The organism is Actinopolymorpha sp. B11F2, from assembly GCF_040195635.1.
Classification (GTDB): domain Bacteria; phylum Actinomycetota; class Actinomycetes; order Propionibacteriales; family Actinopolymorphaceae; genus Thermasporomyces.
This window is the reverse complement of sequence record NZ_JBEFTX010000018.1, coordinates 32,068-58,700: the sequence shown is the minus strand read 5'-3', so window position 1 is coordinate 58,700 and position 26,633 is coordinate 32,068. Positions and strand designations below refer to the sequence as shown.

The window sequence follows — 26,633 nt, the reverse complement described above, 5'->3', positions numbered from 1 at the left end:
ATCTCCTTTTCTTCGGTCTGCCGGGCAGCTCGGTGCCGGTCTCGTATCAGTTGTCGTGTCCGTGTTCGTGCTGGTGGCGAGGAGCGGAGAGCCAGGCGCGTAGCTCTGCGCCGTGCTCGTCCAGGCCGGGCGGCGGCAGGTCGTAGCGGGTAGGGGTCTCGGAGAAGGTGATCGGGTTACGGACCGACGGTGGATCGCCCTCGCCCACCCGCACAACAGGGTCGAGGCCAAGCTGTTCGGCGAACGCCACGCCCTCCTCGACGGTGTTGATCGGCCCGCAGGCCACGCCCGCGGCGAGCAGGTCGCGGAACCACTCCATCCGCCCCCTCGTCCGGAGGCGCTCGACCAGCAACGGGCGAAGCTCCTCGCGGTTGGCGGTGCGGTCCTGGTTGGTGCGGAACCTGGCGTCGTCGGCGAGCTCCGGCACGCCGAGAACCTTGCAGAGATTGGCAAACTGCCGGTTGTTGCCGGCGGTGACGATCAGCTCGCCGTCCGCCGTGGGCAGCGGTTCGTACGGGAAGAGGCTCGGATGGGCATTACCCATCCGGTGCGGTACGACGTCGCCGGCAACGTAGGCGCTGGTCTGGTTCACCATCCCGGAGAGCGCGGTCGACAGGAGGTTGACCTCGACGTGCTGGCCGGTGCCCGTTCGGTTGCGGTGCTGCAATGCGGCGAGGACACCGATCGTGGTCTGCATCCCCGACATCACGTCGAACACCGAGATGCCGGAGCGGTACGGCGGGCCTTCGGGGTCACCGGTCAGGCTCATCAGCCCCGAGATCGCCTGCACGATGAGGTCGTAGCCGGGCAGCGCGGCGCCGCCGCCGGAACCGAACCCGGTGATCGAGGCGTAGATGACGCCTGGGTTGGCGGATGCCACGCTGTCGTAGTCCAGCCCGAACTTGGCGAGGCTTCCGGGCCGGAAGTTCTCGAGCACGATGTCGGCGCGGGCCGCGAGTTCCTGGGCGAGCGCGCGGTCGTCCGGGTCGGCGAAGTCCAGCGCGATCGACCTCTTGTTGCGGTTGATGCCGAGGTAGTAGGTCGCCACGTCTCCGCGCAGCGGAGGGGACCACGTCCGGGTGTCGTCGCCTGCCGGCCCTTCCACCTTGACGACCTCGGCCCCCATGTCGGCCATCAGCATGCTCGCGTACGGGCCTGCCAGGATCCTGGAGAAGTCGGCCACCAGCAGGCCCGCGAGCGGTCCCTTCCGCGCCGTCGCCACCGGGGTGTCTTCCGTCATGGTCCCCCTCGTCCGCTGTTCGGACAACCGTCCGATAGCTTGCCAGAATCCGTCGGCGAGGGCCACGGTGTCAAGGTCGGGAGGCGGATTCGTCCGGTCGGCTGGCGCGGCTAGGCAGCCTCGGTCAGGCAGCCTCGGTCAGGCAGCCTCGGTCAGGCAGCCTCGGTCAGGCGGCCTCGATCAGGCGGCCTGGCCGGACGGCACCGTCAGGAGACGCTGGGTTCGACGACGGTGCGCGGCAGGGCGTCGTACCTCGCGAAGTCGGCGCTCGCGGCGCTTGCCGCCTGCAGGAGCAGCGGAAGGTATTCCTCGGTGAGCGTCTCCACCGAGGTCTCGGCCGCGTGCACGGTCACGTTCATGGCGGCGACGACCCGGCCGGCGCCGTCGCGTACGGGCGCCGCGATCGAGCGGATCCCGGAGGCGAGTTGCTCGTCGGTGAGTGCCCACCCGCGCGCGCGAACCTCCCGCAGCGCCGCGTCGAGCTCGGTCCGGTCCGGCTGCCACCTCGCGGTCACGCCCGAGCGGCTCGGCTGGGCGAGCACGTGGTCGAGCTCGTCGGCGTCGAGTCCGGCGAGCAGGACCTTGCCGAGGGATGTCGGCGGTGCCGGGAACCGGGTGCCGATCTGCACCGCCAGCGTGATGATCTTGGGTACGGCCACCCGTGCGACGTAGACGATGTCGGAGCCGTCGAGCTGGGCGATGGAGCTCGACTCGTGGGTACGGGCGACGAGCCGTTCCATGTGCGGACGAGCCACGTCCCACAGCCCCATGCCCTGGACGTAGGTCAGACCGAGCTCGAGCACGCGCGGGGTGAGGGTGAATCCGCCGCCGACTGCCCGCACGTATCCCAGGGACTCCAGCGTACGAAGGATTCGGCGGGCCGTGGGGCGCGCCAACTGGGTCGCCGCCGCCATCTCGCTGAGGGTCATCACGGGCCGGTGGGCGTCGAACGCCCGGACGACGTCGAAGCCGCGGGCTATCGACTCGATGAAGTCGGGGTCGCTGTCGCGACGGGGCATCGACACTCCTGAAGCTTGCGGCGTGTTCGTAGGGCGAATGCCTCAACTCTCTGCGTTCAGGTGCTTGGCCAGAGCCGCAGGCGTAGACAGTCAACCACGTTGGCCGCTGTGCGGACAAAGCGCCACTCCTGCCACCACGAGCGGCCAGCGCGGTGGCTGGACCGGCGCCGACCCGTCCGTTCGGGCCGGGGATCCCTTGACAACGTGTGGGAGCGGTCATACTTTGCTGCCTTACGGACGAGTGTCCGTAGAACGGACAGGTGGACGCGACACCCTCGAGGAGCGCCCGATGGCGAGCATCCCGAACGAACGCGTAGAGACCGGGACGACCACGTCAGGAAACGTCGAGATCTCACCGGCGGTCGTCGCCGTCGGGTTCGGGGTGCTGTGTCTGTCGTACATGCTCAACGCGATGGACCGGCAGATCTTCTACCCGCTGCTTCCCGACATCAGCAGCGAGTTCGGGTTCAGCCTGGAGCAGGGCGGCTCGCTGGCGACGGGCTTCACCCTGGGTCTCGCCATCGCCGGGCTGGTCGGTGGCTTCCTGACCGACCGGCTGTCGCGGCGGAACATTCTCGTGATCGCCGTCCTCATGTACTCGGTCGGCACGCTGGGCGTTCCGCTCGCCGCAGGATTCGTGGACATGAGTGCGTACCGCCTGCTCTCCGGCATCGGAGAGGGGATGCATGCCGCGGCCGTGTACGCCGTCCTCGGGGCGTTCTTCTTCCACCGCCGTGCGGTGGCCGCCGGGGTCGTCGGTGTCGCGTTCGGACTCGGCGTCTTCCTCGGGCCCCTCATCGGGACCCAGATCGTGGCCTCGTGGGGAGACTGGCGGGGACCGTTCTACGTCTTCGCGGGTATCGGTCTGGTCATGTCCGTCCTCATCGTCACCGTCGTGTCGAAGCGGCTGACCGAGGCGGTTACGGGCAAGGCGGCAGGTTCCCCGCAGGCGTTCGACCACGTGCCCGCGAGCCCGTTCAACCGCAACACCCTCGGGCTGGGAGTCGCCTGTGTGGTCTCCGGCGTGGTGTTCTACGGCTTCCTCGGCCTGTATCCCACCTTCCTCCAGGAGCAGCACGGCTTCACCCCTGGGCAGGCCGCGTTTGCCCTGTCCATGGCGGGATTCGGGGCGATGATGGCCCTGCCGGCCGGTTGGCTGGGTGACCGTTACGACCAGCGCAAACTGCTCGCCATCGGATTCGTGGGTGCCTCTGCTTGCACGTTCCTCGCCTACCAGGTGGCGACGACTCCGGCGGCTCACTACGTACTCGCTTTCCTCATCGGCACCTTTGCCAGCGGCTTCCTGTTCACCAACTGCACGACCGCCATGCAGCGGGCGGTCCGGCCCGAACACGTCGGACGCGGCGCCGGCCTCTTCATGCTCACCTACTACGTCGGCGCTGCCTTCTCTGGTTTGTTGTTCGCCCGCCTTGTCGGCGAGTTCGGATGGAACGGTGCGGGCCTGTGGCAGCTGACGGTGCTGCCGATCGTCGGGGTCGCGGCGGTGGCTCTGGTGAAGACATCCAGGATGCTGGTCCCTCACCGCGCCGGCAGGTAGGTCACCCATCGGCCCGTACGGACGACTCTCCCCACAAACCAGCGCAGGTGGGCGTCTGGACGAAGGAGCGCTCATGGAAACCAGCAATGCGCCTGAGGCGACATTCGGGGCGGGCCGGACCGTGGTGCTCCGCACGGGACGGTTCTGACCATGGACGACGGAAAGTCGGTGCTCACCGACGCCGACGTTCTGGTCGTCGGCGAACGCATCGAGGCCGTCGGTCGACAGCTCGACGTGCCCGAGGGGACCGTGGAGATCGATGCCACCGGCGGGATCATCATGCCGGGGATGGTGGACACGCACCGGCACATGTGGCAGACGGCGATGCGCGGGTACGGCGCCGACTGGACGCTGACGCAGTACTTCGTCTGGAACTACCTCGAACACGGCAAGAAGTTCCGGCCCGAGGACATCCACGCCGGCAACCTGGCATCGGCCATCGAGTCGATCGAGGCCGGCGTCACCACCACGGTGGACTGGTCACACGGGCTGCAGACCATCGACCACGCCGAGGCCGCGGTCGATGCCCTCCAGGCCGTACCAGGACGGTTCGTCCTCGCCTACGGCAACATCCACGCAGGGCCTTGGGAATGGTCCACCCAACCCGAGTTCCGTGCCTTCGTCGATCGGCGCTTCACCGGCGACGACATGCTGGGTTTCCAGCTGGCCTTCGACGTGACCGGGGACCCGGCGTTTCCCGAGCGTCCCGCGTTCGAGGTGGCGCGCGAGCTCGGCGCACCGGTGACGACGCATGCCGGTGTCTGGGGTGCCACTAACAACGACAGCGTCCAGCTGATGTACGACCACGGGTTCATGACGCCGCAGACCGTGTACGTACACGCGGCGACGCTGAGCGCCGATTCGTACCACCGGATCGCCGCCACCGGCGGGACGGTCTCGGTGTCCACCGAAAGCGAGCAGAGCTGTGGCCAGGGCTACCCGCCCACGTGGATCCTCCGGTCCCACGACATCCCGGTCGCGTTGTCCGTGGACACCAGCGTGTGGTGGAGCGCGGACCTGTTCTCGGCGATGCGGTCGACGCTCGGCGCCGACCGGGCCCGCGAGCACCTGGAGGCGCATGCCAAGGGAGAGACGATCACGCACTGCCATCTGCGTGCCGACCAGGCAGTGGAGTGGGCCACCCGCGGTGGTGCGAGGGCGCTCGGTCTCGACGAGAAGATCGGCAGCCTCGAAGTCGGAAAGAAGGCCGATGTCGTGCTGCTCAAGAACGACGACTCGCCGGTCATGTTCCCGATCCTCAATCCCTACGGGCACGTCGTCTTCCAGGCCCAGCGGGCCGACGTCCACACCGTCATCGTCGACGGCCGCGTCGTCAAGCACAATCACCGGCTGGTCGGTGTCGACCTGGCCCCGGCACGCCGCGCGATCGAGGCGACCGTCGAGTACCTGCAGGGCGCACTGGGTGCCGAGGCATGGCAGCAGGGCATGAATCCGGACATCCCACAGACGAAGGTGCTGGACAACCCGTACACGTACACCGACTACCGCAGCGCGGCCACACACCAGGCGAGCGGTTAGCTGTCGCAGATGAGGCCGGAAATGCTGTGAGCGATGCGGTTTCTCGGCCTTCATCCCTCACCCCTCGGCTTCGGCGCGCAGCATACGTGCGGCCGCTGCCATGGCGCGGAGCTTGCCCTCTGCGGAACGGCGCGGGAGGTACTTCATGCCACAGTCGGTCGCGACGACAATGCGGTCGGGTTCGACGAACGGCAGGGCCCTCCTGACCCTCGCGGCCACGGTCTCGGCCGACTCGACGCTGTGGTCGGAAAGGTCGATCACGCCCAGGATGATGGTCTTGTCGGGCAGGTGCTTGAGCACGGACGTGTCGAGGTTGGACTGCGCGGTCTCGATGGAGACCTGGTCGCAGGAACAGCCGGCGAGCTCGGGAAGGAAGGAGTAGCCGGAGGGCCGGTCGTGGATGATCGCGGCATAGCCGAAGCAGATGTGCACGGCGGTCGTCCCCGGAGCGTTCTCCAGCGCTCGGTTCAACGCCTGCAGGCCGAATTCCCGTGCGCGCTCTGGACGCGCCTGCATGTAGGGCTCGTCCAGCTGCACGATGTCGGCACCGGCGGCGAAGAGGTCGTGGACCTCGGCGTTGACAGCCTCGGCGTAGGCCATCGCGAGCGCCTCCGGACGTCCATAGTGGTCGTCCTGCGCCTGCTGCGACATCGTGAACGGGCCGGGCACCGTCACCTTGATGACGCGGTCGGTGTTGGCGCGCAGGAATCGGACGTCGTCGGCCTGGACGGCCCGCGGCCGCCGGATGGGTCCGACCACCCGAGGCACCGGGTTCGGGTGACCGCTGCGGTCGAGTGCCTCGCCGGGGTTGTCGATGTCGACACCCTCCAGAGCCGTGGCGAAGTGGTTGGAGTAGCTCTCCCGGCGCATCTCGCCGTCGGTCAGGATGTCGAGGCCGGAGCGTTCCTGCGCCCGGATGGCGAGCAGAGTGGCGTCGTCCTGCGCCTCGGCCAGATGATCCGCCTCCGGTCGCCACAGCTCACGGGCGCGGACCCGGGGTGGAAATCGGCCGGCCAGCTTTGCGCGGTCGATGAGCCACTCCGGTTGCGCGTAGCTGCCGACCAACGAGGTGGGGAACAAGGGAAGCATCTGCATGGGCCCGACTCTTGCGGACATCCTCTCTCCAGGCAACCCTCCGCTGATCCGAACAGACCGATCGAACAGAGCGATAAGGAATAGGTTCTCTAGGCGGCACCTTGCAGACTGCACCTGTGAATCTCCTTCCGCGTTCGACTCCTTCCGATCAGCTGATCGACGCGTCCGGGTTGATTGCGTTCCTCGATCGGGCCTGCGAGCAGGGCATCGAGCTGCACTCGATCATGGTTGTTCGGCACGGTCACGTGGTGGCGGAGGGGTGGTGGGCTCCGTTTACCGCCGACCGGCCGCACCTGGCTCTATTCGATGTCGAAGTCCTTCACCTCGATCGCGGTGGGGTTCGCCCTGGCAGACGGGCTGGTCGGGCTCATCGATCGTGTGGTCGATCTCCTCCCAGACCATGTACCGAACGACATGCACCCGCAGGTGGCAGAACTGACCGTTCACCATCTGTTGTCGATGACCACCGGACATACCGAGGACGTACTCGAGGACGCCTGGGCGCTCGAGCCGCTGGATCTGGTACGAGGTTTTCTGCGGATACCGCCGACGAGACCAGCTGGGACGGTCCATGCGTACAACAACCCCACCACCTACGTGCTGGCCCGGATCGTCGAACACGTCACGGGCCGGCCGCTGCCGGAGGTGTTGGACGAACGTCTGTTCCGCCCGATGGGTATCGGGCCGGGCGAGTGCTTCAGGGTTACGGCTACCAGTTCTGGATGTCCCGTCACGGCTACCGAGCCGACGGCGCGATGGGGCAGGTCTGTCTCGTCGTCCCCGAAGCCGATGTCGTCGTGGCGATGACAGCGGCGACCACGAACATGCAAGCCCCGCTTGACGCCGTGTGGGAATGTCCGGGTACGCCTCACCATCGCAGGAACCGGCGCATCAGCCGAATGGAACATGCCGCCACTCGTAGGGCCGGACCTGCGCCACCAGCTCCTGTGACAGCACCCTGGGGCGTTGTTGTACGCACGGCCGCCGTCCCCCGCACCATCTTCGGAAGCGCGGCGCGGACCTCAGCGTCACCGCCCGGTCTGGCCGTCGACCTGTTCGCGGATGATGTCGGCATGCCCGGCGTGCCGGGCGGTTTCCTGGATGACCGAGAGCAACACCCACCGCAGGTCGTGGGTCTTGCGCTTGCGGGTCACCGGCGCGTCCAGGTCGCCGATCGCTTCGACGATCCGGTTGCTGGTCTCGCAGGCAGCCTTGTAGCCGGCCCGCAGGGTCCGCACCGATACCGAGGGATCGACCTGCATCGACCGGATCCCTTTCGCCGTGCCACCGGCGACGACCTCCTCGAACCACAGGGACTCGACATAGGTGAGGTGCTGCAACAGCCCGGCGAGGTTCGTCCCGGAATCGACCGTGCTGCGCCGAGCGTCGGCCTCGCTGAGCCCGGCAAGCTTCTTCAGGACGCCAGCCCGCAGACCGTCGAGAGCGGCGCGGAGTTGCCGCATTTCCGAGGTCACGCCGGCAGCGTAGCAACGAGCGCCTCGGCGGCGGACCCGGCGGCGCATCGCGTCGGGCTCGAGCCGCCGACGCATCGACGCGCTTCCTGGTCAGGTCAGCGCACCCAACGGACCTCGTTGAGGTCCATGGTGAACGGAACGGTACGCCAGGCCGCTCGGTTGTCTGGGTCGTGGTCGGGAAGCCAGATGAGTACTCGAACATTCCCGACGTGGCGCTCGACGGGGTTTGCGCCGAAGCCGCAGGGACCGTGGCCAATGCTGTCGGCCTCGACGCACGTCCGAACGTTTGCGACCTGGCGGCCATCTCGTGCCTCGGCGGTCGGGAAGAAGGCGACGCTCCGCGAGTCGACCCTGCCGTTGACGTCTGTGGAGTGCTCCCAGAAGTCAGGCGGCTCGTAGCCGGGCGGCAGCTCGACGGGAAGGGCGATCGGAATCCCTCCTGGTGGTCCGACCATCTCGCGAACGGTGGCGCGGTCTGTGATGTCGGGCGCCCGGACCGTCAGATGATCGGCTACGAACAGGACAGGTAGGGCCAGGATGGCTGCCGTGCCGAGCAGGAGCGACCACCCAGATGGGATCGGCCGCCGCGAGGGGTTCATTTCCGCAGCATGGCAGACCAGCAAGTACGTGGAAAGGCGGGCACGTGGGTCGACGAGGACATTCGCTCTGGCCCTACGGGCATTGACGGTCTCGCTCGGGCGGCCGTGGTGGGCGGTGTTGCTGAACCTTTCCGCTGTATGCGTTTATCGGCGCGGGTTGTTATCGCAGCCACGTCACCGTGTCGAGGTCGGTGGTGAACTCGACGTCATCCCATGCGTTGAGGTCCGATTCGACAATGTTCGGGGGTCGACCAGGGGGTTGACTACTACGCGGATTGCGCCGACCTGCCTCTCGACGTGGAGCCCGCGCTCGGATTCGGGCCTGGGCCTGGACCCGCTGGTTCCTGCACAGCGTCGGCTGTTGCTGTCAGCGCGCTGGATGCACAGCTCGACAGGCGGAGGGTCGTCCCCGAAGTCACCAAAGTTGAACGTGTCGAAGCCGACGAACCACGCGGTTCTTACGCTGTGGCCTTCGGAGTGGTACCAGCTGGGGGGCGAATAGCCGTCGGGCAGCTCCACGGGCAGGGCGATGGGCAGGCCATGCAGACCGTCGGTGAGCTGCTCCTCGACGAACTCACGGTCACCTGGGCCTCGCCCGAGTCCCAGGACGACGTAGACGAGAGGCGCGACGATGGCCGCGGCGACGAGCACCTCCCAGGGCAGCCGAGCCACCATCGTCTTCACGCTCGAATGATGGCAGGCCACCGGGGTGGATGGAAGCGGTGCGCACTGCAGCTCGGGTCGGGACCGGCCCGCCCGACGGCGAGCCGTCAACGCGAGCTGGGCGCATCGGAAGCGGTGGCTGAGCGTCCACTCGGACTACAGGCGGCTGTCGCGGTTCGGAGCCTTCGCCGCCGACTTCCGCGCCGTCTTCCGGGCCGTCTTCCGGGCCGTCTTCGGGGCGGCGGCCTTCTTCGCTGTCTTCTCGGTGGACTTCTTCGCGGCCGCCTTCTTGGTCGTGTTCTTCACTGCTTTCGCCGTCGGCACCGCGTCGACAGGTCGACGACCCTTGAGCCGCACCCACAGCCGCCCACGTCCACCCTGCCCGGTGACGGTCTTCGTCTCGACGAATGGCTGCGCCTTGACCAGATCGCTAAGTTTGCCGAACCCGTAGTTGCGCGAGTCGAACGCCGGGTCGGTGCGGTTCAGGTGGTTGCCGAGCGCACTGAGCGAGGCCCAGTCGTCGTCGTCGGTGTCCACCCTGTTCAGCGCCTTGGTCAGCACGCTCTGGATCGGACGCGGTTGGTCATCCTTCGCCGGCTCCGTCGCACCGCCGTCGCCGGCGAGGACCTCGAGGAACACGAACTTCTCGCACGCCTCCACGAAGGCCTTCGGCGTCTTGCGGCGCCCGACGCCGATGACCCGCTTGCCCGACTCGCGCAGTCGGGTGGCAAGTGGGGTGAAGTCGCTGTCGCTGGAGACGATGGCGAAGCCCTCGACGTTGCCGGAGTACAGCAGGTCCATGGCGTCGATGATCAGCGCCGAGTCGGTGGCGTTCTTGCCGTAGGTGTAGGCGAACTGCTGCTCCGGGGAGATGGCATTGGCGAGGAGAATGTCGCGCCAGCCGCCCAGGTGCGGGTTGGTCCAGTCGCCGTACGCCCGCTTGACGGTGATGGTCCCGTAGCCGGCCAGTTCCTCGAACATCTCCTTGATCAGCTTTGGAGAGGTGTTGTCGGCGTCGATCAGGACGGCGAGGCGGGTGCTGTCATCAGTCATGCGCGGTGGATCTCCTCGATCGGTGAGCCGCCAGTCTCCTGCACGGTGCCCGCCTCGCGCAGCCCGAACACCTGATCAGCTCAGTTGGCGGGCTCGAACAGTTCGATGAGGTTGTCGGCAGGGTCGGCGAGGAGAATCTGGCGTCCGCCGGGCCCGGCGACCACGTCGCTGCGGAAGGACAGCCCGGCGTTGCGCAGCCTGCCGACCTCGGCATCGAGATCGTCGACGATCAGATGGATGCGGTTGCCTCCGCCGCCGGCGGCGTCGTCCGGGGTCGCGCGGGCGCCGGAGCTGGAGGGTCCGGACAGCAGCAGCCGCAGTCGACCCGCGGTGACTTCGGCGAAGGCAGGTGCGGCGTTGAAGCCTAGGGCGAACCCGAGATGGCCGGTGTAGTAGTCAACGGCAGCTTGGACGTCGTCGACGAGGTAGCGGACACTGGCGAACTGATCGGATGGCGTCACGGCCGGACCTCCTTACGTCGATGGTTGACAGGACACAGCCATGACTGGAGGATACATCAAACAGAGTTAGGTCAAATCAGATTGATGCATTGGCCGACGGCACGAGCCGCGGCCGGTCGCGCATGGGGCAAGCACACATGTGATTCGTCGCGGGTTGTTGGAAGCCGGGCTGGGCGCATTGAGATGGAGGGGTTCTGTCGTGGCTGACGGGCCCAGCGGTCGCTCGAGCCCTTCAGGGCTAGCCGACGGAGTACGGAACCAGTGGTGGCTGGTGGTCGCAGCCGGCCTGGCCGTGTTCATGGCGTCCGTGGACATGAGCATCGTCAATGTCGCGCTGCCGGCGATCGAGCGGGACTTTCAGGTCGCCACCAGCATGACCGAATGGGTCGTGCTCGCCTACCTGCTGCCACTTGCCGGCTTGGCACTGCCGAGCGGCCGCTGGCTGGACAGTGTCGGACGGCGGCCGGCCCTGGGGTTTTCGCTCACCGGCTTCGCTCTCGCGAGCATCGCAGCGGGTATTGCACCCAGCCTGGCCTGGCTGATCGGTGCCCGACTGGTTCAGGGAACCTTCGGCGCACTCCTGTTCTCGCTCGTTCCGGCGTTGGCCACGGCGGCCGTTCGGCCGCAGGCACGCGGCCGTGCGATGGGGCTGATCACGACCCTCGGTCCGCTCGGACTCATCAGCGGGCCGGGGCTGCGCGGCCGTGCGATGGGGCTGATCACGACCCTCGGTCCGCTCGGACTCATCAGCGGGCCGGGGCTGGGCGGCATGGTCGTCGAGGTGCTTGGCTGGCCGTGGATCTTCTTCGTCAACGTCCCTGTGAGTGTTCTTGTCATGGTGGTCGGAGTGCGTATGTTGGCGCCTGATGCGCCGTTACGGGTGCCCGGTCGCACATGGTTTGCCGAGTCCGCGTTGCTCAGCGCAGCTGTCGCCGCCCTCCTGCTCGCCCTTTCCTTCACCGCGAGCAAAGGGCCAGCGTGGATGATGCTGGCACTCCTCTCGCCACCGCTGCTTCTTCTCTGGCTACGAATGCCTATCAGTGGCGCCGTCCGTGAACTCTTCCGCACACCAGGAGAGGTGGGACCACATCTCGCGCTGGGCTCGGCCGCGACGGCCATCGGCGTGGTGTTCTTCATTACTCCGTACTTCATGCAACGGGAAGTCGGCGAGTCGGTGTCCGTCGCCGGTGTCACGCTCCTCTTCTTCCCCGCAGGAATGGCCCTGATGGGCCCGGTCGGCGGCGTGTTGGGTGACTGGTGGGGTCATCGGAGTACCGCCGTTCTTGGCGCGGTGTTGTTCACCGGCGGCCTGGCTCTACTCCTGCCGATGGACGGCTCATGGGGTCCCGCCGACCTGGCGTGGCGACTGTTCCTGGCAGGCTGCGGAAACGGCCTCTTCAACGCGCCGAACATGGCAATGGCTATGACCAACACACCGCCACACTTGCTGGCAACCACCGGTTCCTCGACGAGCCTCGCCCGCACGATGGGCTTCGCCATGGGCCCCGCCCTGGCCACCCTCGTGTGGTCCCTCTCCGATCAGCCTGGAGGGATGCGAGCAGCCATCATTCTGGCGACGGCGATCAGTGCGTTGTCAGCCGTCGCGCTCGTGTGTATCCGAGCAGCCGGCAAACAGACGGCCGATACCCAGAACCAACGTGCCGTGAACGACTCCATGACCTGATCCTGGTGATCTTCCCGATGGCGTCCGCTCGGAGTCCAAGGTGTGCAGGAGTCGCTTCAGATGATGCAGGAACGCGGGAAGCGACGGCTATCGGGCTTGCTGGACAAGCTCGAGGCAGCGGCGAAAGGCCCAGTCCGCCCAAGTGTGAGCACCGTCGGCAAGGGCGGCGCCGATGCCGTCAAGCCCGCGGTGCAGGTCGTAGCACAGTATCCGGTCGCGGTAGCCCGGCACGTCGCCGAACCGTGCCTCGCAGTATGCGGCTTGCAGCGTCACGCAGGTAGCCACCGGTGGCCAGGTTGCCCAGAAGCGTTTTCCCACGTCCTGAAGCGGATCACCTATGGCGGCGTCCTCCCAGTCCAGTACTGCGGCTACGCGGCCGTCGGCGACGAGCAGGTTGTTGGATCCCCAGTCGCCGTGTACGAGTCCCCGTTCGGCGGGGCAGCGGCCGACGAGGACGGTGTAGGTGTCCAGCAGTTCGGCGAGTTGTCCGGATCGAGGGGCGGTCCAGGCGGTGTCCCAGGACGCGGCTTTGTCGGCGGGTGCCCGAAGGAACCCGTGCCATGTTTCGTGAGCGGCGACCTGGCTTTCAGGGTCGAAGGTGCCGTAACCGGAGATGTTCTCGACATCGCCGCTGGCGATGATCGACCAGGCGTCGAAAACCGCCGGCAGTGCCTGTTTCACCTCCGCTGCGGTGAGATCCTGCAGAGTCGCACCGGGTATCCATTCACTCAGACAGAACGCACGCTTCTCGTCGAGTTGGCCGATCTCCCAGATGCGGGGTACAGGTACGCTGTCGCCAAGCATCTCGTGCGCCCAGCGGTCCTTGGTGAAGCCGCGGGTCGAGCGACCAATGCGGAGGCAGCCGACACGCTCCCTACTCGCAACGCGGTAGGCGTGAGTCTCCTCGCCCTCTGTTTGCACCGACGAGATGTTCACCTCGTCGCTCGCAAGCAGTTCCCGCGCGAGCATGCGGACGTCAACACTGTTCAGGTCCGGTTTCCTGCCCATGCTGCAGTTTAGGGCTCCACCGGTGTGGGAGTCCGGTCCCGCAGTGCGGCCACCGCGCGTGCGAACCGGCTGCCCGGGATCTGGGCGGCGGTCGCCACGGCGTCCTCGACCGTGTCGACATCACGCAGTTGGGGCAGCATGGTGATGCGAATGCCCAATGTACGAAGGGCTGCCAGGGTTTGTGCTCCGGTGTCGCTGCGTGACATGGGCACCGTTCGGAGAGTCTCGGCGTGTTTCGCGGTGCGGAGGCCGATCGCCCACCAGCCACCGTCGGCTGCCGGTCCCAGCACACCGTCGACCTCGCGGCTCCGGAGCCGCGAGGCCGCTTGCGACAGTAGTTCCGGGGTGACCTGCGGAGTGTCGCCACCGATCTGCAGGATCGGCCCGTACGGATGGACTTCGCGCGCGTCGAGGTGCGCGTTCGCGAGCCGGTCGCCGAAGCTGTCGCCGCGTTGGGAAAGGACGACGCCGCGGGCGAGCTGAGACCTAATCTCCTTGCCACGAAGGGATCGGTCCAGGTCGCCCGCGAGGGCGACGATGACGACCGCTCCGGTGGCGTGCACCGCGTCCAGAGTGTCGAGCAGCGCGGCCGCCGCGATGTCCGCCGCCTCGACCGGGGTCGCGATTGGCGTCAACCGTGTCTTGACATGCCCCGGTTCCGGCGCCTTTACGACCACGAGCACACCTGTCGGCATGTGGTCACACCCGGCGCATGGCAGTCGTCATGTCCCGCACGGCTCGCAGCGTCCCTCGCAGCGAGCCCGACACCTTCGACCGGGTGCCCGCGGTTCGCGGCCGATAGGCGACGTCGAGCTCGTGCACTCGCCACCCGGCCCGGGCGGCTCGGAGCAGGAGTTCGAGCGGGTAACCGAACGCACGGTCGGTCATCCCCAGGTCGAGCAACCGAGTGCGGTAACCAGCCCGCATCGGGCCGATGTCGTGGACGTTCAGACCGCGGCGGCGTACCAGCCCGGCAAGAACGGCGTTTCCCCAGCGGGCATGCCAGGGCCATGCCTTGGGTGTGCTGGCCACCCGCCGCCCGAGGACAAGATCGGCGGCTCCGCTGGTGAGTGGATCGACCAGGCGCGGCAGCTCAACCGGATCGAGCGAGCCGTCGGCGTCGAGGACGCACACGATGGCGCTCCGGCTGGCCAGCATCCCTGTGTGCACAGCGGCGCCATAGCCGCGGCGAGGTTCGGTCACCACTACCGCGCCGTGTCGCCGAGCGATCTCAGGCGATCCGTCGGTCGACCCGTTGTCGACGACGATGGCGCGATAGTGGGCGGGAAACGTCGACAGCACACCCGGAAGTGCCGCGGCCTCGTCGAGGCAGGGCAACACGACGTCGATCTCGTCCACGGCCTGACGATAGGGCGCAATACGCGCATCAAGGCGCAAGGTACGTATTACCAATTCCTGACGGCTCGCCACCGCGTGCGCCGTCCTTGGTGGCTCAGCGGCAGGCTGGGTGTCCGGAGTGGTTCGCCACTGCTGCCCGTACCCTGCGGGCTGGAGGCCGAGCACACCCGTCGGACCAAGGCGGTGCGACCATCGCGGTGAGGCGATACATGGATGAACGAACGGACCGGGAGGCGGTGACCGGCGGCGCCTCGCCACGCAGGGTGCTGGTCGTCGACGATGACGTGATGGTGCGTGACGTCGTACGCCGTTACCTGGAAAGGTCCGGCCACGAGGTGATCATGGCCGGGGACGGCGAGACCGCGCTCGAAATGGTCAACGAGCGCCATCCCGACCTGGTGGTGCTCGACCTGATGCTGCCGGGCATCGGCGGCATCGAGGTGTGCGCCCGGATCCGCCGAAGCTCGGCGTTGCCCGTCCTCATGCTGACCGCGTTGGGTGAGGAGGACGATCGGATCCTCGGCCTGGAGGTCGGAGCCGACGACTACGTGACGAAGCCGTTCAGTCCGCGCGAGCTGGCCCTCCGGGTCCAGTCCATCCTCCGGCGGTCCGACGGTCGCCCGACCGCCGACGGTCCCGCACCCGACGGGTTGGACGGCGCCAGTGGACACCGGCAGCTCGTCGACGCGGACCTCATGATCGACCTGGCGGCCCGCCGGGCGACGCTGGGTGGCCGCGAGCTTGCGCTCACCATCCGCGAGTTCGACCTGCTGAGCTTCCTGATCGTCCATCCGGGGACCGCCTTCACCCGCACCCAGCTCCTCGAACGCGTCTGGGGTTGGGACTTCGGCGACCAGTCGACGGTCACGGTGCACGTACGGAGGCTCCGGGAGAAGATCGAGGCCCTCCCCACCCAGCCGCGCCGGATCGTGACCGTGTGGGGCGTCGGCTACCGCTACGACCGGCAAGGTTGACACCCGTGCAGACAGTCTCCGTGGGGGCGCCGGCATTCTTCGTCGCGGCGCCGGACGTGTTCACCGAGATCGTGCACGTCGCGCCGTACGCCGTCGCGTTCTCACTTCCGGTGGCACTTGTCGGGGCGGCCGTCCTTCATCAGCTGCGCAACCGGCGCCTCGCCACCTCGATGACGATGCTCGTGCTGACGCCACTGGCCGCCACCCTTGCCGGCGTGGTCGGCGTGAGCGGGTTCATGTTCACGCCGATCCTGACGACGACGCTGGTGATCTGTGCGCTGGTCACGGCCGTGACGGTGCCGACCGCTGTTCTGCTCGGGCGCGCGCTCGCCCGGCGCAGTGTGTGGGAGCGGGACGCCCGCGCCCGCGAACGGGCCGCCGAGGCCGCCCGCCGGGAGCTCGTCGCCTGGGTGAGCCACGACCTTCGTACACCCTTGGCCGGGATCCGGGCCATGGCAGAGGCGCTCTCCGACGGGGTGGTGGCACAGCCGGACGAGGTGGGTGCGTACGCGCACAAGATCACCGGCGAGGCGCAACGGCTGTCCCGGATGGTCGACGACCTGTTCGAGTACTCGAGGATCACGGCCGGTGCACTCCGCCTCACCCTCTCGACGGTCGACCTGTGTGAGGTGGTCGACGAGGCGGTGGCGGCCGAGCGTCCGGTCGCGGACCGCAAGGGGGTCGTGCTGCGTTCGCGGGTGGCGGTGGGTCCGCCGGGTCCGGCTGTGCTGGGCAGCTCTCCCGAGCTGGCGCGCGTGGTCCGCAACCTCGTGTCGAACGCCGTCCACCACACCGCACCCGGGTCGAGCGTCACCGTATACGTCGCCAGCACCGACGGGGAGGCGTCCGTGTGGGTCGACGACGCATGTGGCGGCATCCCCGAGAACGAACTGGGCCGCGTGTTCGACGTCGCGTTCCGTGGCAGCCATGCGCGGACGCCGCGAGAGCGCGGCGGCGGAGCCGAACAACCCGCGGGCAGCGGACTCGGCCTCGCGATCGCCCGTGGCCTGGTCGAGGCACATCGCGGCCGGATCCGCGCCAGCAACCGCGGCGCCGGCTGCCGGTTCGAGGTGCGGCTGCCGTTACTGTCCTGACGGTTCGCATCGACCGACCGGGATGAAACGCCGCCGGGACGCTGCGATCCGCTATGAGCGCAGGGGATCGTCGGCGAAGGCACGTATGCCGTCGGCGAACGACGTCGCAGCGGCGAAGCCCAACAGGCGCCTCGCCTTGGCCGGGTCGGCGACGATGTGGCGGACGTCGCCCGCCCGAGCACCGCCGACGATGCGGGGCGGCTTACCCGCGCTGGCGAGCACGAGGGTTTCGGCGAGCTCACCGATGGTGTGCGGGTCGCCGGAGCAGACGTTGACGGCTTCGAAGGCGCTTGGCGGTGCGGACTCGGCGGCGAGTGCGTTCGCCATCGCGATGTCCCGTACGTGGACGAAGTCGCGACGTTGCCGGCCGTCCTCGAGGACGAGTGGGGCTTCGCCACGCGCCAACGCCGACCGGAACAGCGAGGCGACACCGGCGTACGGCGTGTCTCGCGGCATCCGCGGGCCGTAGACGTTGTGGTAGCGCAGCGCCCACACGGTGCCGCCGGCCTGCCGAGCCCAGGCCGCCGCGTAGTTCTCCTGGGCGAGTTTGGACGCGGCGTAGAGGCTGCGTGGATCGAGCGCCACGTCTTCGGGGATCAGCTCGGCTTCCAGCGCACTGCCGCACCGGGGACAGGGTGGCTCGTACCTCCCGGCGTCCAGGTCGGCAACGAGCCGCGGGCCAGGGCGTACGCCTCCATGCTCGACGCAGCGGTATGCGCCTTCCCCGTAGACGACCATCGACGAAGCGAGGACGAGTCGCCTGACGCCGTGGGCGTACATCGCCGCCAGCAGGCACGCGGTCGCATAGTCGTTGTGCCGCGCATAGGCAGGTGCGTCGCCAGGATCGACACCGTGACCCACCATCGCCGCCTGGTGACAGACGACGTCGACGCCACGCAGAAGATCGGCCAGGACCCCAGGCTCCTGGATCAGGGCGTGAACGAACGGCCGCCCATGACCGGCACCCTCGGACTCGCCCGGCTCCCTGGTCGGCGCCCCGGTCGGCGCTCTGGCCGCCGCCGCTGCTGGCGTGCCGCCCCGTGCACCATGTGCCTCCGGCAGCAGGGCGTCGACCAGGACGACCTCGTGGCCGCGTCGGACGAGGACATCGGCGACGTGAGAGCCGACGAAGCCGGCTCCTCCGGTAACCAGGATGCGCATGTGCCGACGCTAGTGGCGGCCGCGTCCGGGTTGCCGGAGCGTTCGATTACGGGGTTCTTACGGCCGGCCTCGGCAGGCACCATCGAGCTTGGTGGCTTTCTACGCTGTCCCGGGTGACGCACGGGATGCTCGAACCCGGAACCGCCAGCGGAGTTGACGAGGGTGTCCCGCCACGGCGGCCGCCCGGGCACGTCGCCGACCTCGTGGCGGCGTCGACCGCGGGCCTGCTCGTCGTCGCTGCCGTCGTGGTCGGCACGGTGCTGCGCGACCGTGAGGTACCCATCTACGCGTCGACCGCGCCCCTGCGCGGGGTCTGGGACCCCCGAGTCGGCCCGACGACAGCGGTGGCCGTCGCGCTCGCGCTGCTGTTCGTCGCCACCGGTCCGGCCGTCGCGGCGCGACTGCCCTGGCGCGCGTTGCTGGCCACCGCCTGGGCGGCGTCGTTCGGCTGGGTCCTCGCACTCGGCCTGGTCGACGGATGGTCCCGGCTGGCCCACCGGTTGGCCAGGCCAGGCGAGTACCTCGCGGAGGTGCCGGGTGCGCCGCCGAGGAGCGAGTTGCTGCCCACGTTCGCCGACCGCATCGCCCGTGGTCCGACCGGGCCGGGCGAACCCGATGCGTGGGTGACCCATGTGGCGGGGCACCCCCCGGCGGCACTGGAGTTCTGGATCCTGGTGGACCGGCTGGGCCTGCGAGGCGGCGGATGGGCAGCCGTGATCTGTATGGTGCTCGGATCCTCTGCCTGCGCGGCCGTTGCTGTCGCGGTGCGCGCGGTGGCGGGCGAAGCGCTGGCGAGGCGCGGGTTGCCGTTTCTCGTCCTCGCGCCGGCCGCCTTGTGGATCGGCGTCTCAGCCGACGCGGTGTTTCTCGCGGTATCGGCATGGGGCCTCGCCCTGTTGGCGATCGCGACCAGGCGCCGCGGTCTTCCCGGGTGGGCCGCCGCCGTATCGGCAGGGATGCTGCTCGGGTTGGCCCTCTTCCTGTCCTACGGCCTGGCGCTGATCGGCGTGGTCGCGTTGGGCGTACTGATCGCCGGACGCCGGCTCATGCCCTCACTCGTTGCCGGCGTCGTGGTGGTGGGCGTCGTGGTCAGCTACACCGTTGGCGGCTTCTGGTGGTGGGAGGGGTACGTACAGCTGAGGGTCCGCTACTACCAGGGCTGGGGTGGCGTACGGCCCTACGCGTACTGGGTGTGGGCGGACCTGGCCGCCCTGGCCATCTGCATCGGACCGGCCGCCGTCGCCGGACTGCGTCGGGCAGTGGCCGGACTGGGCGGGGCAGTGGCCGGACGGGGCCGGGCAGTTGCCGGCCTGCGATCTGCGGGACCGCTGGTCGCCCTCGTGCTGCCCACCCTGCTCGCGGTGACCGCCGCTACCCTGTCCGGGCTCAGCAAGGCCGAGGTCGAACGGATCTGGCTGCCCTTCGCGCTCTGGCTGATGGCCGCCTGTGCGCTCCTTCCCCCACGCACCCATCGCTGGTGGCTCGCGGCGCAGGCCGTCACCGCGCTAGGCGTCCAGCACCTCGTCCTGACGAGCTGGTGAACCAGACCCGCGTCGCTGGAGCCGGCGCAGGCGGCAGGCAAGCAGGAACGCCGAGCCGGCGAACAGCATGCCGGTGAGCAACAGCCACCGTCCGAAGTAGTCGGGCGGGGGGCGACCGATGACGCCCTCGAGATTCCGCGGCAGCCGCAGGATCAGCGGGAAGAACACCGCGAACGCCAGAGCGGACAGTGCCGCGGGAATCCTGACATGGTTGAGCCACACAGTCTGCGTCGCCTTCGAAGCCCGACGTCGCACGACCACCGCCACCGATCGGTCTGCCAGGCTGTACAACGGCAACAGCAACAGGTCATGGCCGAGCGCGCCGCCGACAAACCACGCCGCGACCCCGAGCGGATTGGCGGGTACGAACCGCAGTGCCGCATAGCCGGCGAGGCTGAAAGCGCCCACACACGCCAACAGGTGGAGAGGATTGGCGCCGTACCAACGGGCGACCCGCCCAGTGGCGAGATTGCGCAGAATTGTCGTCATGATCACGTCCGGGGGTCAGGTCCAGAAGGTCAGCCGGGAAACCCACTTGGTGCAGTGCACCCCGGGCGCGTTCGGGACGATGATGCGCGCCGGGAAGCCATGGTCGAGTGAAAGGTCGGCACCATTGACCCGGAGCGCCAGCAGTGACCGGAGGTCGCGCACCTGGTTACCTGCCAGGTTGGCCGAGCCGAAGCCGCCTCCGCGTTGCATCGACTCCACCGCGACGCCCGTCGCCTCGCGGACTCCCACCAGCGCGGCCAGGTCTGCCAGGCGTACGCCGGTCCAGGTCTGAACCGTCGTCCAGCCTTCGACGCAGGCGATCGGCAGGCGCTCGCTGTGCAACGTCAGCGCCAGAAGGTCGCTTCTGGACAGCGAAACGCTGTCGAAGCCGCGCAGGTTTAGCCGCCACGAGGGACCGGTCTGCGCCGGCGTGATCCTGCGGTACGCCGCGGTCTTGTTGACCACGAAGTCGTTCGGTCCGGGACCCTCGATTCCGCCGCGGGGTGCCAGGACGGCCAGCCGCCGTAGGGGTCCACCGATCGTCTGGCCCGCCGACAGCAACGCCAGAAGGGCGGAGCCGGCTGCGACGAAGCCGAGCGCTCCGCGCCGCGACACCGTCGGTTCCGCGGGCACCGTGGCGACCAGTCCGGTTGCGTCGGCCGGCTCTGGCCGGGTGTCGGCGAGACCGGTGCGGAGTTCGTTCCAGATGCTGCGCGAGCGGAGTGCGGTCACCATCGTCCGCGCCTTGAGGATGACGTGAAGGGCCAGTGCCGCGACGAAGACCCAGGCCCCGTAGAAGTGAGACGCGTAGAAGCCCGCGGGAAAGACGTAGACGTACTGGATGTTGAGGATGCCGGTCACGAACACGAAGATCCCACCACCCACCAGGAGCAGGAGGCTGAGCCGTTCCAGCAGGTGCGCGAGCGACCTGACCGGTGGCCACGCGAAGAGCTTCGGAATCACCGACCAGAGCTTCGCCAGCAGCACTGGTACAAGCATCAACCCGCCGATGACATGGATGCCCTGGGTCAACCAGAACAGCCAGGCCGGCCGGGTCGGCCACTCGAACAGGTAGAAGCCCAGAATTCCCTTACCTGGCGTGGGATCGTTGAACCGGCCGCCGAGCGCGGGATCATACGCCGCGTACGACAACAGCCCGGTCAGGAACAGCACGGGAAGTCCTACCAGCAGGACAAGCCCGAGGATCGACGTCAGCCAAGGGCCTCGGATCGGGCTCCGCCAGATGTCCTTGCCAGGCGGCGCGTTCATGACCACTCCGCCCTTCTCTCGACCGGCCGGCTGAACGCGGCGAACGACCGCCCGCCAGCTGTCCAGGTGTCCTTGACAACGAGGTCGACCTCACCCGCGACGCGGGCGAGTAGGCACCAACCGACCTCCGTCCAGTCCACGGTCGCCTCCTCGCCACCGGCATAGCGGAGCCGCGCCGTGGTGTACTCGGCCCGGTCCGGCTCCGGATCATGCTCGATGTAGGCGACACCGCCCGGCGCGAGCAGTTCGCGGATCCGGGCCAGCAGAATCTTCGGGTCACCACCGATCCCGACACAGCCATCCAGCAGCAGGACGGTCTGCCAACGCCCCTCACATGGCAGCTCGTCGAACACCGAACGGGTGAGTGCATGTCCGCCGCGTGCCAGCACCTGACGGACCGCGCGTGCCACCACGTCGATGCCCAACGCCGGAACGCCACGCCGGGCAAGCTCGACCACCATCCGCCCAGGACCGCAGCCGACATCCAGCGTGGGACCACCACACCGCCGCAACACCTGGTCGTCGACCGCGTCCGGGGGTCGGTCCCACCACGCCAGATCGACCAGCACCTGCCCGCTCACAGTCGTTCACCACTGTGCGGGCCGGTCTGCGGCGCGCGTACGAATGCCACGTCAACCACCACGGCAGCCACGCTAGGGACATCCGAGGTGGCGAGATAGCTCAATGCTGCTTACGGAACTGTGACTTCGACACCGGCGGCATTCCGGTTGACGCGGTGTGTTGACGAGGGGCTCGAGTCCTTGACCTGGCCACTGGTGAGGTAAGCGCGCCGGGCGCAGGGTGGTGGAGCCGGTCAGGGCTCGAGCACGTATCGGCCGCGCAACCCGCCCTTGGCGACGGCGCGGTGGGCGTCGGCTGCCTGGTCCAGCGGCACGACCGCGTGCACTCGGGCTGGTAGCTCGCCGGACGCGGTGCGGGCGAGCAGGTCGCCCAGTCGAGGACCGTCGGGGTGCGTGACCACGGTGAGCACGGTGATTCCGCGCTCGGGAGCCGGCTCGGCGTTCGGCCGGACGCCGACGAAGGCCCCGCCGTCGCGGACAAGGGCAAGGCCCCGCTCCTGCAGCACCGCACCGTCGGCGACCGCGTCCCAACCCGGCTCGGCGTGCGTGGTGAAGTCGGCGCCGAGGCCACGCACGAACTGCTCGTCCTCGGCTCGGGCCAGACCAGTCACCTGCCAGCCGCGGTCTTGGGCGAGCCTGGCGACGTACCCCCCGACCGCGCCGGCCGCCCCGGTCACCAGCAGCCGGTTGCCACCTGCGTGCTCGCCGGCGGGCGCGTCGCCCAGCAAATCAACGATCTGGGCGCCGGCCAGCCCGTTGAGCGGCACCGTCGACGCCGCTGTCAGGTCCAGTCCGTCGGGTACGACGGCGAGGTCGGCGACGGGCACGACGAGCTGCTCGGCATAGGTGCCGAAGTCGCGGTCGAATCCGGCGACCAGGCCGGCGACCCGGGTCCCGACGGCCAGGTCCACGCTGGAGCCGGTGGCGACGACGGTGCCGGCGAAGTCCCAGCCCAGGCCGGTGTGCTCGGGCTGGTCGACCAGCCCCATCGCATGGAAGAGGCCGCTCGCGACCCCGAGGTCGACGGGGTTGACCGCTGCGGCAGCGATCTCGACCCGGACTTCGCCGGGTCCGGGCTGAACGACGGGGACGTCGATGATCTCGATCGAGTCCGGCCCGCTCGGGCTGCGGACGACGGCGGCGCGGAAGGTGGCGGCGCGGAAGGTGGAGGTGCTCATGGATTCGCTCCTGGTGCTTACGCTCGACAGTTGACCCGCATCACTGTGGATGGGTTACTCTCCATCGGGAAGTAGGCACTTCGAAGTGCGTAGGTCACCCTTGGGTAGGAAGGAGCGGTCGATGCCCACGAGGACGGCGGCCCAGCAGCGGACGCAGGCGAAGGTGGACTACGACGCGTTCCTGGCGGGCTGCCCCAGCCGGCAGCTGCTTGACCGGATCTCCGACAAGTGGGTCGCTTTGATCCTGGCCGCACTCTGCAGCGACGGTCCGTACCAACCTGGGGGTGACTGCGTCGGTGAACCGCGGTCGATGCGCTACTCCGAGCTGGCCCGCCGGCTGGCCGGGGTGAGCCAGAAGATGCTCACCCAGACGCTGCGCTCGCTCGAGCGCGACGGCATGCTCACCCGCACCGTGACCCCGACCGTGCCGGTCACCGTCACCTACGAACTGACCGACCTCGGTCTCTCGCTCCACCACGTGATGCGCGGCATCAAAGTGTGGGCCGAGGCGCACATGGACGAAGTGCATGCCAATCGCGAGGCGTACGACAGCCGCCCTGCCTGAACGGCACGCGCCCGTCGCTGACCAAGGGCTCAGCCGCGTGAGGTCGACAGCCAGGATTCACCTGTCGCGCATGGGGCGATGAAGTCTCTGGGAGGACGGCGGCCAACCGTCCCACTGTTGCGACTCAGGTGGGGATGTCACACGATGTCACGTAGGTGGAGAATGCTTGTCCCTGTCATCGGTTTGCTGGTCGCCAGCATGCCAACAGGCCAAGCGGAAATGGCGCAGACGGCGACCCGCCGCACAGCCACGTCGGTGCAACCGTCAGACGGCACACCCCCATTCACACCACCGGCGGACTCCACAATGTCCGGTGCAGAGTCCGCCGGACCGACACCGCTGGTGCCCGAAGCACCGGGAGCGATCCAGCCCCAGGTGGGAAAGAACGGCGAGGCATGGGCATGGACCCAACTCACCGCACATGGGACGGTGATCCGGTTCGCCACCACCGAGGCACCTGCCGGCAGCTGCCCGACCGTGAACTACACCGACGCTCAGGGCAACAGAGCACCCCACCCGATGATCTTCGTGAGCGGGCGCGGAGGGACGACCCCCGCACAGTTCCCGACCACTGTCTGCAGGTTGCCGGTGCCCGAAGGCGCACGCGATGCGGTACTGCAGCACACGACGACCAACGCGGCAACCATTCACCCGGCAAACCTCCAACTTCCGCTGCCGAGATGGTCGGCCTCCGGCCGCCCTCGAAGCGTCGCGGTGATCGGTGACACCGGGTGCGACACCGAGTCGACCAACCTGAGTGACAACCAGAACTGCAGCAAGGACTGGCACTTCCAGGGCATATCCACGAACGCGGCAGCGCTTTCACGCCCGGACCTGGTCGTGCACGTTGGCGACTACGTGTACCGCTTCCATCCCGAGCTGGCGAATGACCGCAGCACCGGATGCAACCTGCGTGGACAGGACGACGACTTCGGGTGCCTGGTCAAGGACTTCCTCAGACCAGCTGAGGCCCTGTTGGGGCAGGCGCCAGTCCTGTTCGCGCGGGGTAACCACGAGCTCTGCTCCGCTGGTGTCGGCCGGGGTGCGGAGTGGTTCCGCTACCTCGCGACCGACCTGCAGAGCAACGACGAATGCTTCACTTCTTTTACCTCTTCTCTCGCCGACGCCCACACCGAACCGGTGCAGATCGACGCGGGATCGCTCCACTTCATCCTGTTCGACTCCTCCCTGGCCACCGATATCGGGGTGAACCAGACCCAGGCTCGCGAATACGCGCGCTTCTTCGACCATGTGAACGCGCTGGCGCGAAACAACCCGAAAGACGACTACTTCCTGATCTCCCACAAGCCGCTGTGGCTGGTCAAGGCGGCTTCATCCACGCTCGTAGAGTCGACGAACCGGACCCTGCAGAGCGCGGTTGGACAGACCAGCGGCAAGGCGTTGGCGGACAACGTTCGTCTCGTGCTGTCCGGGCATGAGCATCTGTACCAGATGCTCGACTTCACCAACAGCACACGTCCCGCGCAGGTGACAGTGGGATCCTCAGGGACCAAGCTCGACACACCGCCAGTCGACGCCCTGGTGCAGGGAAAGACCGTCGATGGGCAGCAGGTCAACCAGTCGATCTCCCACGACAGCCACGGCTACGCACTGTTGCGCGACGTGGGTGGCCGCTGGCACCTGACCTACCACGACAGCGCCGGCACCCAGCAAGGCAAGGACTGCGTCCTCAGCACCGGAACGACCACGCAGTTCGCCTGCACCTGATGGCGTCGCTTGCCTCGACCAGGAAGTACGCCTGGACCCCACCAGTGGCAGGTCACCGGACGGCTCACGCACCGAGCACGAAGGTATTGGTGACTCGACTACGATGAGCGGAATCGTACGGTGGTGGGGCGAATTGGACCGGTTGATCGGCGAGTGGGCCAACCGCACAACCGTCAGTCCGACGGTCAGTCCCTCGGCCGACCCGGCCTCATGGTCGCCGGATACCGAGAGCGGCTCGGAGCAGACGAAGCGTTCCCGACCGAGTAGGACACGCGCGCTCACCAGCGCCACCGGCTCAGCGGGAGGTCGTCGCGGTTGTTCCCGTCCCGGTCGTGGATGACGTCGGGTGGAGGGCAGGCGCGCAGGCGCTCACATCTCGCGCTCGAGAAGCCCGGCGAGCTCAGCGGCGGTGATGTTCTGCACGTCGGTCGTCACCCAGCCCTGCGCCTGGAGGAACCTCAGGTGGGTGGGATTCTTGACGTGTACCGCACCCTGAAGGGTGACGGCGTACACGGCGTTCTGTCCGGATATGCGAACGAGTTGTGCGGGAATGCCGGCCACGAAATCCTCCTCGGATAGTTCCGTTATGACTGTCCACCAGGTCGTACGCCTGAGGGCGCCGTCCCAACTGAAGCTGAAATGGATGTGGTCGGTGTGCGGATTGCTTCCGGTGTAGGGCAACCAGCCCTCGTCCGGGCGGTAGGAGCGCCACATCTTGCGGTTCCAGATGATGTACATGATCCCGAATCGACGCGCGAAGGCATGGCGGTTGCCGTACTCGTCGGTGCGTAGCAACCAGTACAGGAAGTCGTTCGCGGCCTGCCGACTCCCGACCATCGCCGCGTCGAACAAGACGTCCAGGGCGCGACCTTCCTTGTGCTCGTTGACCCTTGACGAGCAGGGGTGCGTGATGCTCCATGCCCGGCTGCCATACGTGTCGAAGATGATGTTCCTGAGGTCTATCGGACCGCGCTTGTCCGTAAGGTCGCAGGTCGTGCCTCCGTCGTACGGTGCATACGCATCGATGAAGGGGGGATACGACGGGCGTTGCGGCATGACGCGGATCGCGACCCGCGACGACGGCGGTCCCTGCACCTGTGCTGCTGCCGGGCTCGCCGCCGCTGCTGCCGGCCGGAACCACGACCCTGCCAGTGCTCCGGAGACCGCCACCGCCATGATGCTCCGGCGAGCCGGCCGCAAAGGACGTCCTTCTCTCGCGCCTGCCTGATCCATGCCTCCAGCTCACCGCATTGGCTGGGAGTAGGGCTGCCGGCCGAAGGCATGTTTGGGCACGCGGACT

General features: G+C 68.1%; 26 protein-coding genes. 9 read left to right on the top strand and 17 right to left on the bottom strand.

Annotated elements, in window-relative coordinates:
• Positions 1 to 46: 46 nt before the first annotated feature.
• A complete protein-coding gene (locus tag ABN034_RS26965; protein WP_349693780.1) occupies positions 47 to 1,240 on the bottom strand; it encodes a CaiB/BaiF CoA transferase family protein in 1,194 nt (397 codons plus the stop codon).
• A 206-nt stretch (positions 1,241 to 1,446) separates the two neighbouring features.
• Positions 1,447 to 2,259, bottom strand: coding sequence for an IclR family transcriptional regulator domain-containing protein (locus ABN034_RS26960; protein WP_349331070.1), 813 nt, complete (start codon positions 2,257 to 2,259; stop codon positions 1,447 to 1,449).
• 289 nt (positions 2,260 to 2,548) lie between these two features.
• On the opposite strand from ABN034_RS26960, the gene ABN034_RS26955 reads away from it, so the two are divergent.
• Positions 2,549 to 3,817, top strand: a complete 1,269-nt coding sequence (locus tag ABN034_RS26955; protein ID WP_349693779.1) for an MFS transporter — start codon at positions 2,549 to 2,551, stop codon at positions 3,815 to 3,817.
• A gap of 150 nt (positions 3,818 to 3,967) precedes the next feature.
• A complete protein-coding gene (locus ABN034_RS26950; RefSeq protein ID WP_349693778.1) occupies positions 3,968 to 5,356 on the top strand; it encodes an amidohydrolase family protein in 1,389 nt (462 codons plus the stop codon).
• A 57-nt stretch (positions 5,357 to 5,413) separates the two neighbouring features.
• On the opposite strand, the gene ABN034_RS26945 is transcribed toward ABN034_RS26950, so the two are convergent.
• Complete coding sequence (locus tag ABN034_RS26945; protein WP_349693777.1) at positions 5,414 to 6,451, bottom strand: uroporphyrinogen decarboxylase family protein; 1,038 nt, start codon at positions 6,449 to 6,451, stop codon at positions 5,414 to 5,416.
• A gap of 306 nt (positions 6,452 to 6,757) precedes the next feature.
• On the opposite strand from ABN034_RS26945, the gene ABN034_RS26940 reads away from it, so the two are divergent.
• On the top strand, positions 6,758 to 7,258 hold the full coding sequence (locus ABN034_RS26940) for a serine hydrolase domain-containing protein (RefSeq protein WP_349693776.1): 501 nt from the start codon (positions 6,758 to 6,760) through the stop codon (positions 7,256 to 7,258).
• A 221-nt stretch (positions 7,259 to 7,479) separates the two neighbouring features.
• Here the strand turns inward: ABN034_RS26940 and ABN034_RS26935 are convergent, their stop codons facing one another.
• The 5 genes from ABN034_RS26935 to ABN034_RS26915 all read right to left on the bottom strand — a co-directional run bounded on the left by ABN034_RS26935 (position 7,480) and on the right by ABN034_RS26915 (position 10,702).
• The gene (locus tag ABN034_RS26935) at positions 7,480 to 7,926 is read right to left on the bottom strand and encodes a DinB family protein (RefSeq protein ID WP_349693775.1); all 447 of its coding nucleotides are present in this window, start codon (positions 7,924 to 7,926) and stop codon (positions 7,480 to 7,482) included.
• Positions 7,927 to 8,021: 95 nt separating this feature from the next.
• A complete protein-coding gene (locus ABN034_RS26930; RefSeq protein ID WP_349693774.1) occupies positions 8,022 to 8,525 on the bottom strand; it encodes a hypothetical protein in 504 nt (167 codons plus the stop codon).
• A gap of 174 nt (positions 8,526 to 8,699) precedes the next feature.
• Positions 8,700 to 9,209, bottom strand: a complete 510-nt coding sequence (locus tag ABN034_RS26925; protein ID WP_349693773.1) for a hypothetical protein — start codon at positions 9,207 to 9,209, stop codon at positions 8,700 to 8,702.
• Positions 9,210 to 9,344: 135 nt separating this feature from the next.
• The gene (locus ABN034_RS26920) at positions 9,345 to 10,241 is read right to left on the bottom strand and encodes an NYN domain-containing protein (RefSeq protein ID WP_349693772.1); all 897 of its coding nucleotides are present in this window, start codon (positions 10,239 to 10,241) and stop codon (positions 9,345 to 9,347) included.
• A gap of 80 nt (positions 10,242 to 10,321) precedes the next feature.
• Positions 10,322 to 10,702 carry a VOC family protein gene (locus ABN034_RS26915; RefSeq protein WP_349693771.1) on the bottom strand — a complete coding sequence of 127 codons (381 nt, stop codon included), beginning with the start codon at positions 10,700 to 10,702 and terminating at the stop codon, positions 10,322 to 10,324.
• A gap of 298 nt (positions 10,703 to 11,000) precedes the next feature.
• On the opposite strand from ABN034_RS26915, the gene ABN034_RS26910 reads away from it, so the two are divergent.
• On the top strand, positions 11,001 to 12,386 hold the full coding sequence (locus ABN034_RS26910) for an MFS transporter (RefSeq protein WP_349693880.1): 1,386 nt from the start codon (positions 11,001 to 11,003) through the stop codon (positions 12,384 to 12,386).
• 87 nt (positions 12,387 to 12,473) lie between these two features.
• Here the strand turns inward: ABN034_RS26910 and ABN034_RS26905 are convergent, their stop codons facing one another.
• From ABN034_RS26905 to ABN034_RS26895, 3 genes are read right to left on the bottom strand one after another with little or no spacing between them, the layout of a single operon-like run.
• Entirely contained in the window at positions 12,474 to 13,394 is a 921-nt protein-coding gene (locus ABN034_RS26905; protein WP_349693770.1) for a phosphotransferase family protein, read from the bottom strand.
• Between the two features lie 8 nt (positions 13,395 to 13,402).
• Positions 13,403 to 14,089 (bottom strand): TIGR04282 family arsenosugar biosynthesis glycosyltransferase, encoded by a 687-nt coding sequence (locus tag ABN034_RS26900; protein ID WP_349693769.1) that lies wholly within the window; start codon positions 14,087 to 14,089, stop codon positions 13,403 to 13,405.
• A gap of 4 nt (positions 14,090 to 14,093) precedes the next feature.
• The gene (locus ABN034_RS26895) at positions 14,094 to 14,753 is read right to left on the bottom strand and encodes a glycosyltransferase family 2 protein (protein WP_349693768.1); all 660 of its coding nucleotides are present in this window, start codon (positions 14,751 to 14,753) and stop codon (positions 14,094 to 14,096) included.
• A gap of 209 nt (positions 14,754 to 14,962) precedes the next feature.
• Here ABN034_RS26895 and ABN034_RS26890 point away from each other — a divergent pair, with 209 nt between their 5' ends.
• Together ABN034_RS26890 and ABN034_RS26885 are read left to right on the top strand one after the other, a co-directional pair.
• Positions 14,963 to 15,727, top strand: a complete 765-nt coding sequence (locus tag ABN034_RS26890) for a response regulator transcription factor (RefSeq protein WP_349693767.1) — start codon at positions 14,963 to 14,965, stop codon at positions 15,725 to 15,727.
• Between the two features lie 5 nt (positions 15,728 to 15,732).
• Positions 15,733 to 16,821: a sensor histidine kinase gene (locus ABN034_RS26885; protein WP_349693766.1), complete on the top strand. Its 1,089-nt coding sequence runs from the start codon at positions 15,733 to 15,735 to the stop codon at positions 16,819 to 16,821.
• A gap of 51 nt (positions 16,822 to 16,872) precedes the next feature.
• Here the strand turns inward: ABN034_RS26885 and ABN034_RS26880 are convergent, their stop codons facing one another.
• A complete protein-coding gene (locus ABN034_RS26880; protein WP_349693765.1) occupies positions 16,873 to 17,982 on the bottom strand; it encodes an NAD-dependent epimerase/dehydratase family protein in 1,110 nt (369 codons plus the stop codon).
• Between the two features lie 113 nt (positions 17,983 to 18,095).
• Between ABN034_RS26880 and ABN034_RS26875 the strand changes: the two genes are divergently transcribed.
• Positions 18,096 to 19,523: a hypothetical protein gene (locus ABN034_RS26875; protein WP_349693764.1), complete on the top strand. Its 1,428-nt coding sequence runs from the start codon at positions 18,096 to 18,098 to the stop codon at positions 19,521 to 19,523.
• Here the strand turns inward: ABN034_RS26875 and ABN034_RS26870 are convergent.
• From ABN034_RS26870 to ABN034_RS26855, 4 genes are all read right to left on the bottom strand, one after another.
• The gene (locus tag ABN034_RS26870; RefSeq protein ID WP_349693763.1) at positions 19,488 to 20,012 is read right to left on the bottom strand and encodes a hypothetical protein; all 525 of its coding nucleotides are present in this window, start codon (positions 20,010 to 20,012) and stop codon (positions 19,488 to 19,490) included. The genes ABN034_RS26875 and ABN034_RS26870 overlap by 36 nt on opposite strands.
• 15 nt (positions 20,013 to 20,027) lie before the next feature.
• Positions 20,028 to 21,281, bottom strand: a complete 1,254-nt coding sequence (locus ABN034_RS26865; protein WP_349693762.1) for a molybdopterin-dependent oxidoreductase — start codon at positions 21,279 to 21,281, stop codon at positions 20,028 to 20,030.
• Positions 21,278 to 21,862: a class I SAM-dependent methyltransferase gene (locus ABN034_RS26860; RefSeq protein ID WP_349693761.1), complete on the bottom strand. Its 585-nt coding sequence runs from the start codon at positions 21,860 to 21,862 to the stop codon at positions 21,278 to 21,280. Before ABN034_RS26860 ends, ABN034_RS26865 begins: the two co-directional genes overlap by 4 nt.
• Before the next feature lie 233 nt (positions 21,863 to 22,095).
• The gene (locus tag ABN034_RS26855; protein WP_349693760.1) at positions 22,096 to 23,040 is read right to left on the bottom strand and encodes an NADP-dependent oxidoreductase; all 945 of its coding nucleotides are present in this window, start codon (positions 23,038 to 23,040) and stop codon (positions 22,096 to 22,098) included.
• A 121-nt stretch (positions 23,041 to 23,161) separates the two neighbouring features.
• On the opposite strand from ABN034_RS26855, the gene ABN034_RS26850 reads away from it, so the two are divergent.
• Both ABN034_RS26850 and ABN034_RS26845 read left to right on the top strand, forming a co-directional pair.
• A complete protein-coding gene (locus ABN034_RS26850; RefSeq protein ID WP_349693759.1) occupies positions 23,162 to 23,605 on the top strand; it encodes a winged helix-turn-helix transcriptional regulator in 444 nt (147 codons plus the stop codon).
• A 306-nt stretch (positions 23,606 to 23,911) separates the two neighbouring features.
• On the top strand, positions 23,912 to 25,333 hold the full coding sequence (locus ABN034_RS26845) for a metallophosphoesterase family protein (protein WP_349693758.1): 1,422 nt from the start codon (positions 23,912 to 23,914) through the stop codon (positions 25,331 to 25,333).
• A gap of 369 nt (positions 25,334 to 25,702) precedes the next feature.
• Here ABN034_RS26845 and ABN034_RS26840 read toward each other — a convergent pair whose 3' ends face one another.
• Positions 25,703 to 26,503, bottom strand: coding sequence for a VldE C-terminal domain-containing protein (locus ABN034_RS26840; protein WP_349693757.1), 801 nt, complete (start codon positions 26,501 to 26,503; stop codon positions 25,703 to 25,705).
• Positions 26,504 to 26,633: the final 130 nt, after the last annotated feature.

Bases quoted from the DNA above. Each gene is read 5' to 3' on its own strand.
- ABN034_RS26900 (WP_349693769.1), bottom strand. From the start codon at position 14,089: ATGCCGACAGGTGTGCTCGTGGTCGTAAAGGCGCCGGAACCGGGGCAT.
- ABN034_RS26910 (WP_349693880.1), top strand. From the start codon at position 11,001: ATGGCGTCCGTGGACATGAGCATCGTCAATGTCGCGCTGCCGGCGATC.
- ABN034_RS26930 (WP_349693774.1), bottom strand. From the start codon at position 8,525: ATGAACCCCTCGCGGCGGCCGATCCCATCTGGGTGGTCGCTCCTGCTC.
- ABN034_RS26960 (WP_349331070.1), bottom strand. From the start codon at position 2,259: ATGCCCCGTCGCGACAGCGACCCCGACTTCATCGAGTCGATAGCCCGC.
- ABN034_RS26890 (WP_349693767.1), top strand. From the start codon at position 14,963: ATGGATGAACGAACGGACCGGGAGGCGGTGACCGGCGGCGCCTCGCCA.
- ABN034_RS26850 (WP_349693759.1), top strand. From the start codon at position 23,162: ATGCCCACGAGGACGGCGGCCCAGCAGCGGACGCAGGCGAAGGTGGAC.
- ABN034_RS26955 (WP_349693779.1), top strand. From the start codon at position 2,549: ATGGCGAGCATCCCGAACGAACGCGTAGAGACCGGGACGACCACGTCA.
- ABN034_RS26880 (WP_349693765.1), bottom strand. From the start codon at position 17,982: ATGCGCATCCTGGTTACCGGAGGAGCCGGCTTCGTCGGCTCTCACGTC.
- ABN034_RS26870 (WP_349693763.1), bottom strand. From the start codon at position 20,012: ATGACGACAATTCTGCGCAATCTCGCCACTGGGCGGGTCGCCCGTTGG.
- ABN034_RS26905 (WP_349693770.1), bottom strand. From the start codon at position 13,394: ATGGGCAGGAAACCGGACCTGAACAGTGTTGACGTCCGCATGCTCGCG.
- ABN034_RS26855 (WP_349693760.1), bottom strand. From the start codon at position 23,040: ATGAGCACCTCCACCTTCCGCGCCGCCACCTTCCGCGCCGCCGTCGTC.
- ABN034_RS26920 (WP_349693772.1), bottom strand. From the start codon at position 10,241: ATGACTGATGACAGCACCCGCCTCGCCGTCCTGATCGACGCCGACAAC.
- ABN034_RS26940 (WP_349693776.1), top strand. From the start codon at position 6,758: ATGTCGAAGTCCTTCACCTCGATCGCGGTGGGGTTCGCCCTGGCAGAC.
- ABN034_RS26945 (WP_349693777.1), bottom strand. From the start codon at position 6,451: ATGCAGATGCTTCCCTTGTTCCCCACCTCGTTGGTCGGCAGCTACGCG.
- ABN034_RS26965 (WP_349693780.1), bottom strand. From the start codon at position 1,240: ATGACGGAAGACACCCCGGTGGCGACGGCGCGGAAGGGACCGCTCGCG.
- ABN034_RS26845 (WP_349693758.1), top strand. From the start codon at position 23,912: ATGTCCGGTGCAGAGTCCGCCGGACCGACACCGCTGGTGCCCGAAGCA.
- ABN034_RS26865 (WP_349693762.1), bottom strand. From the start codon at position 21,281: ATGAACGCGCCGCCTGGCAAGGACATCTGGCGGAGCCCGATCCGAGGC.
- ABN034_RS26950 (WP_349693778.1), top strand. From the start codon at position 3,968: ATGGACGACGGAAAGTCGGTGCTCACCGACGCCGACGTTCTGGTCGTC.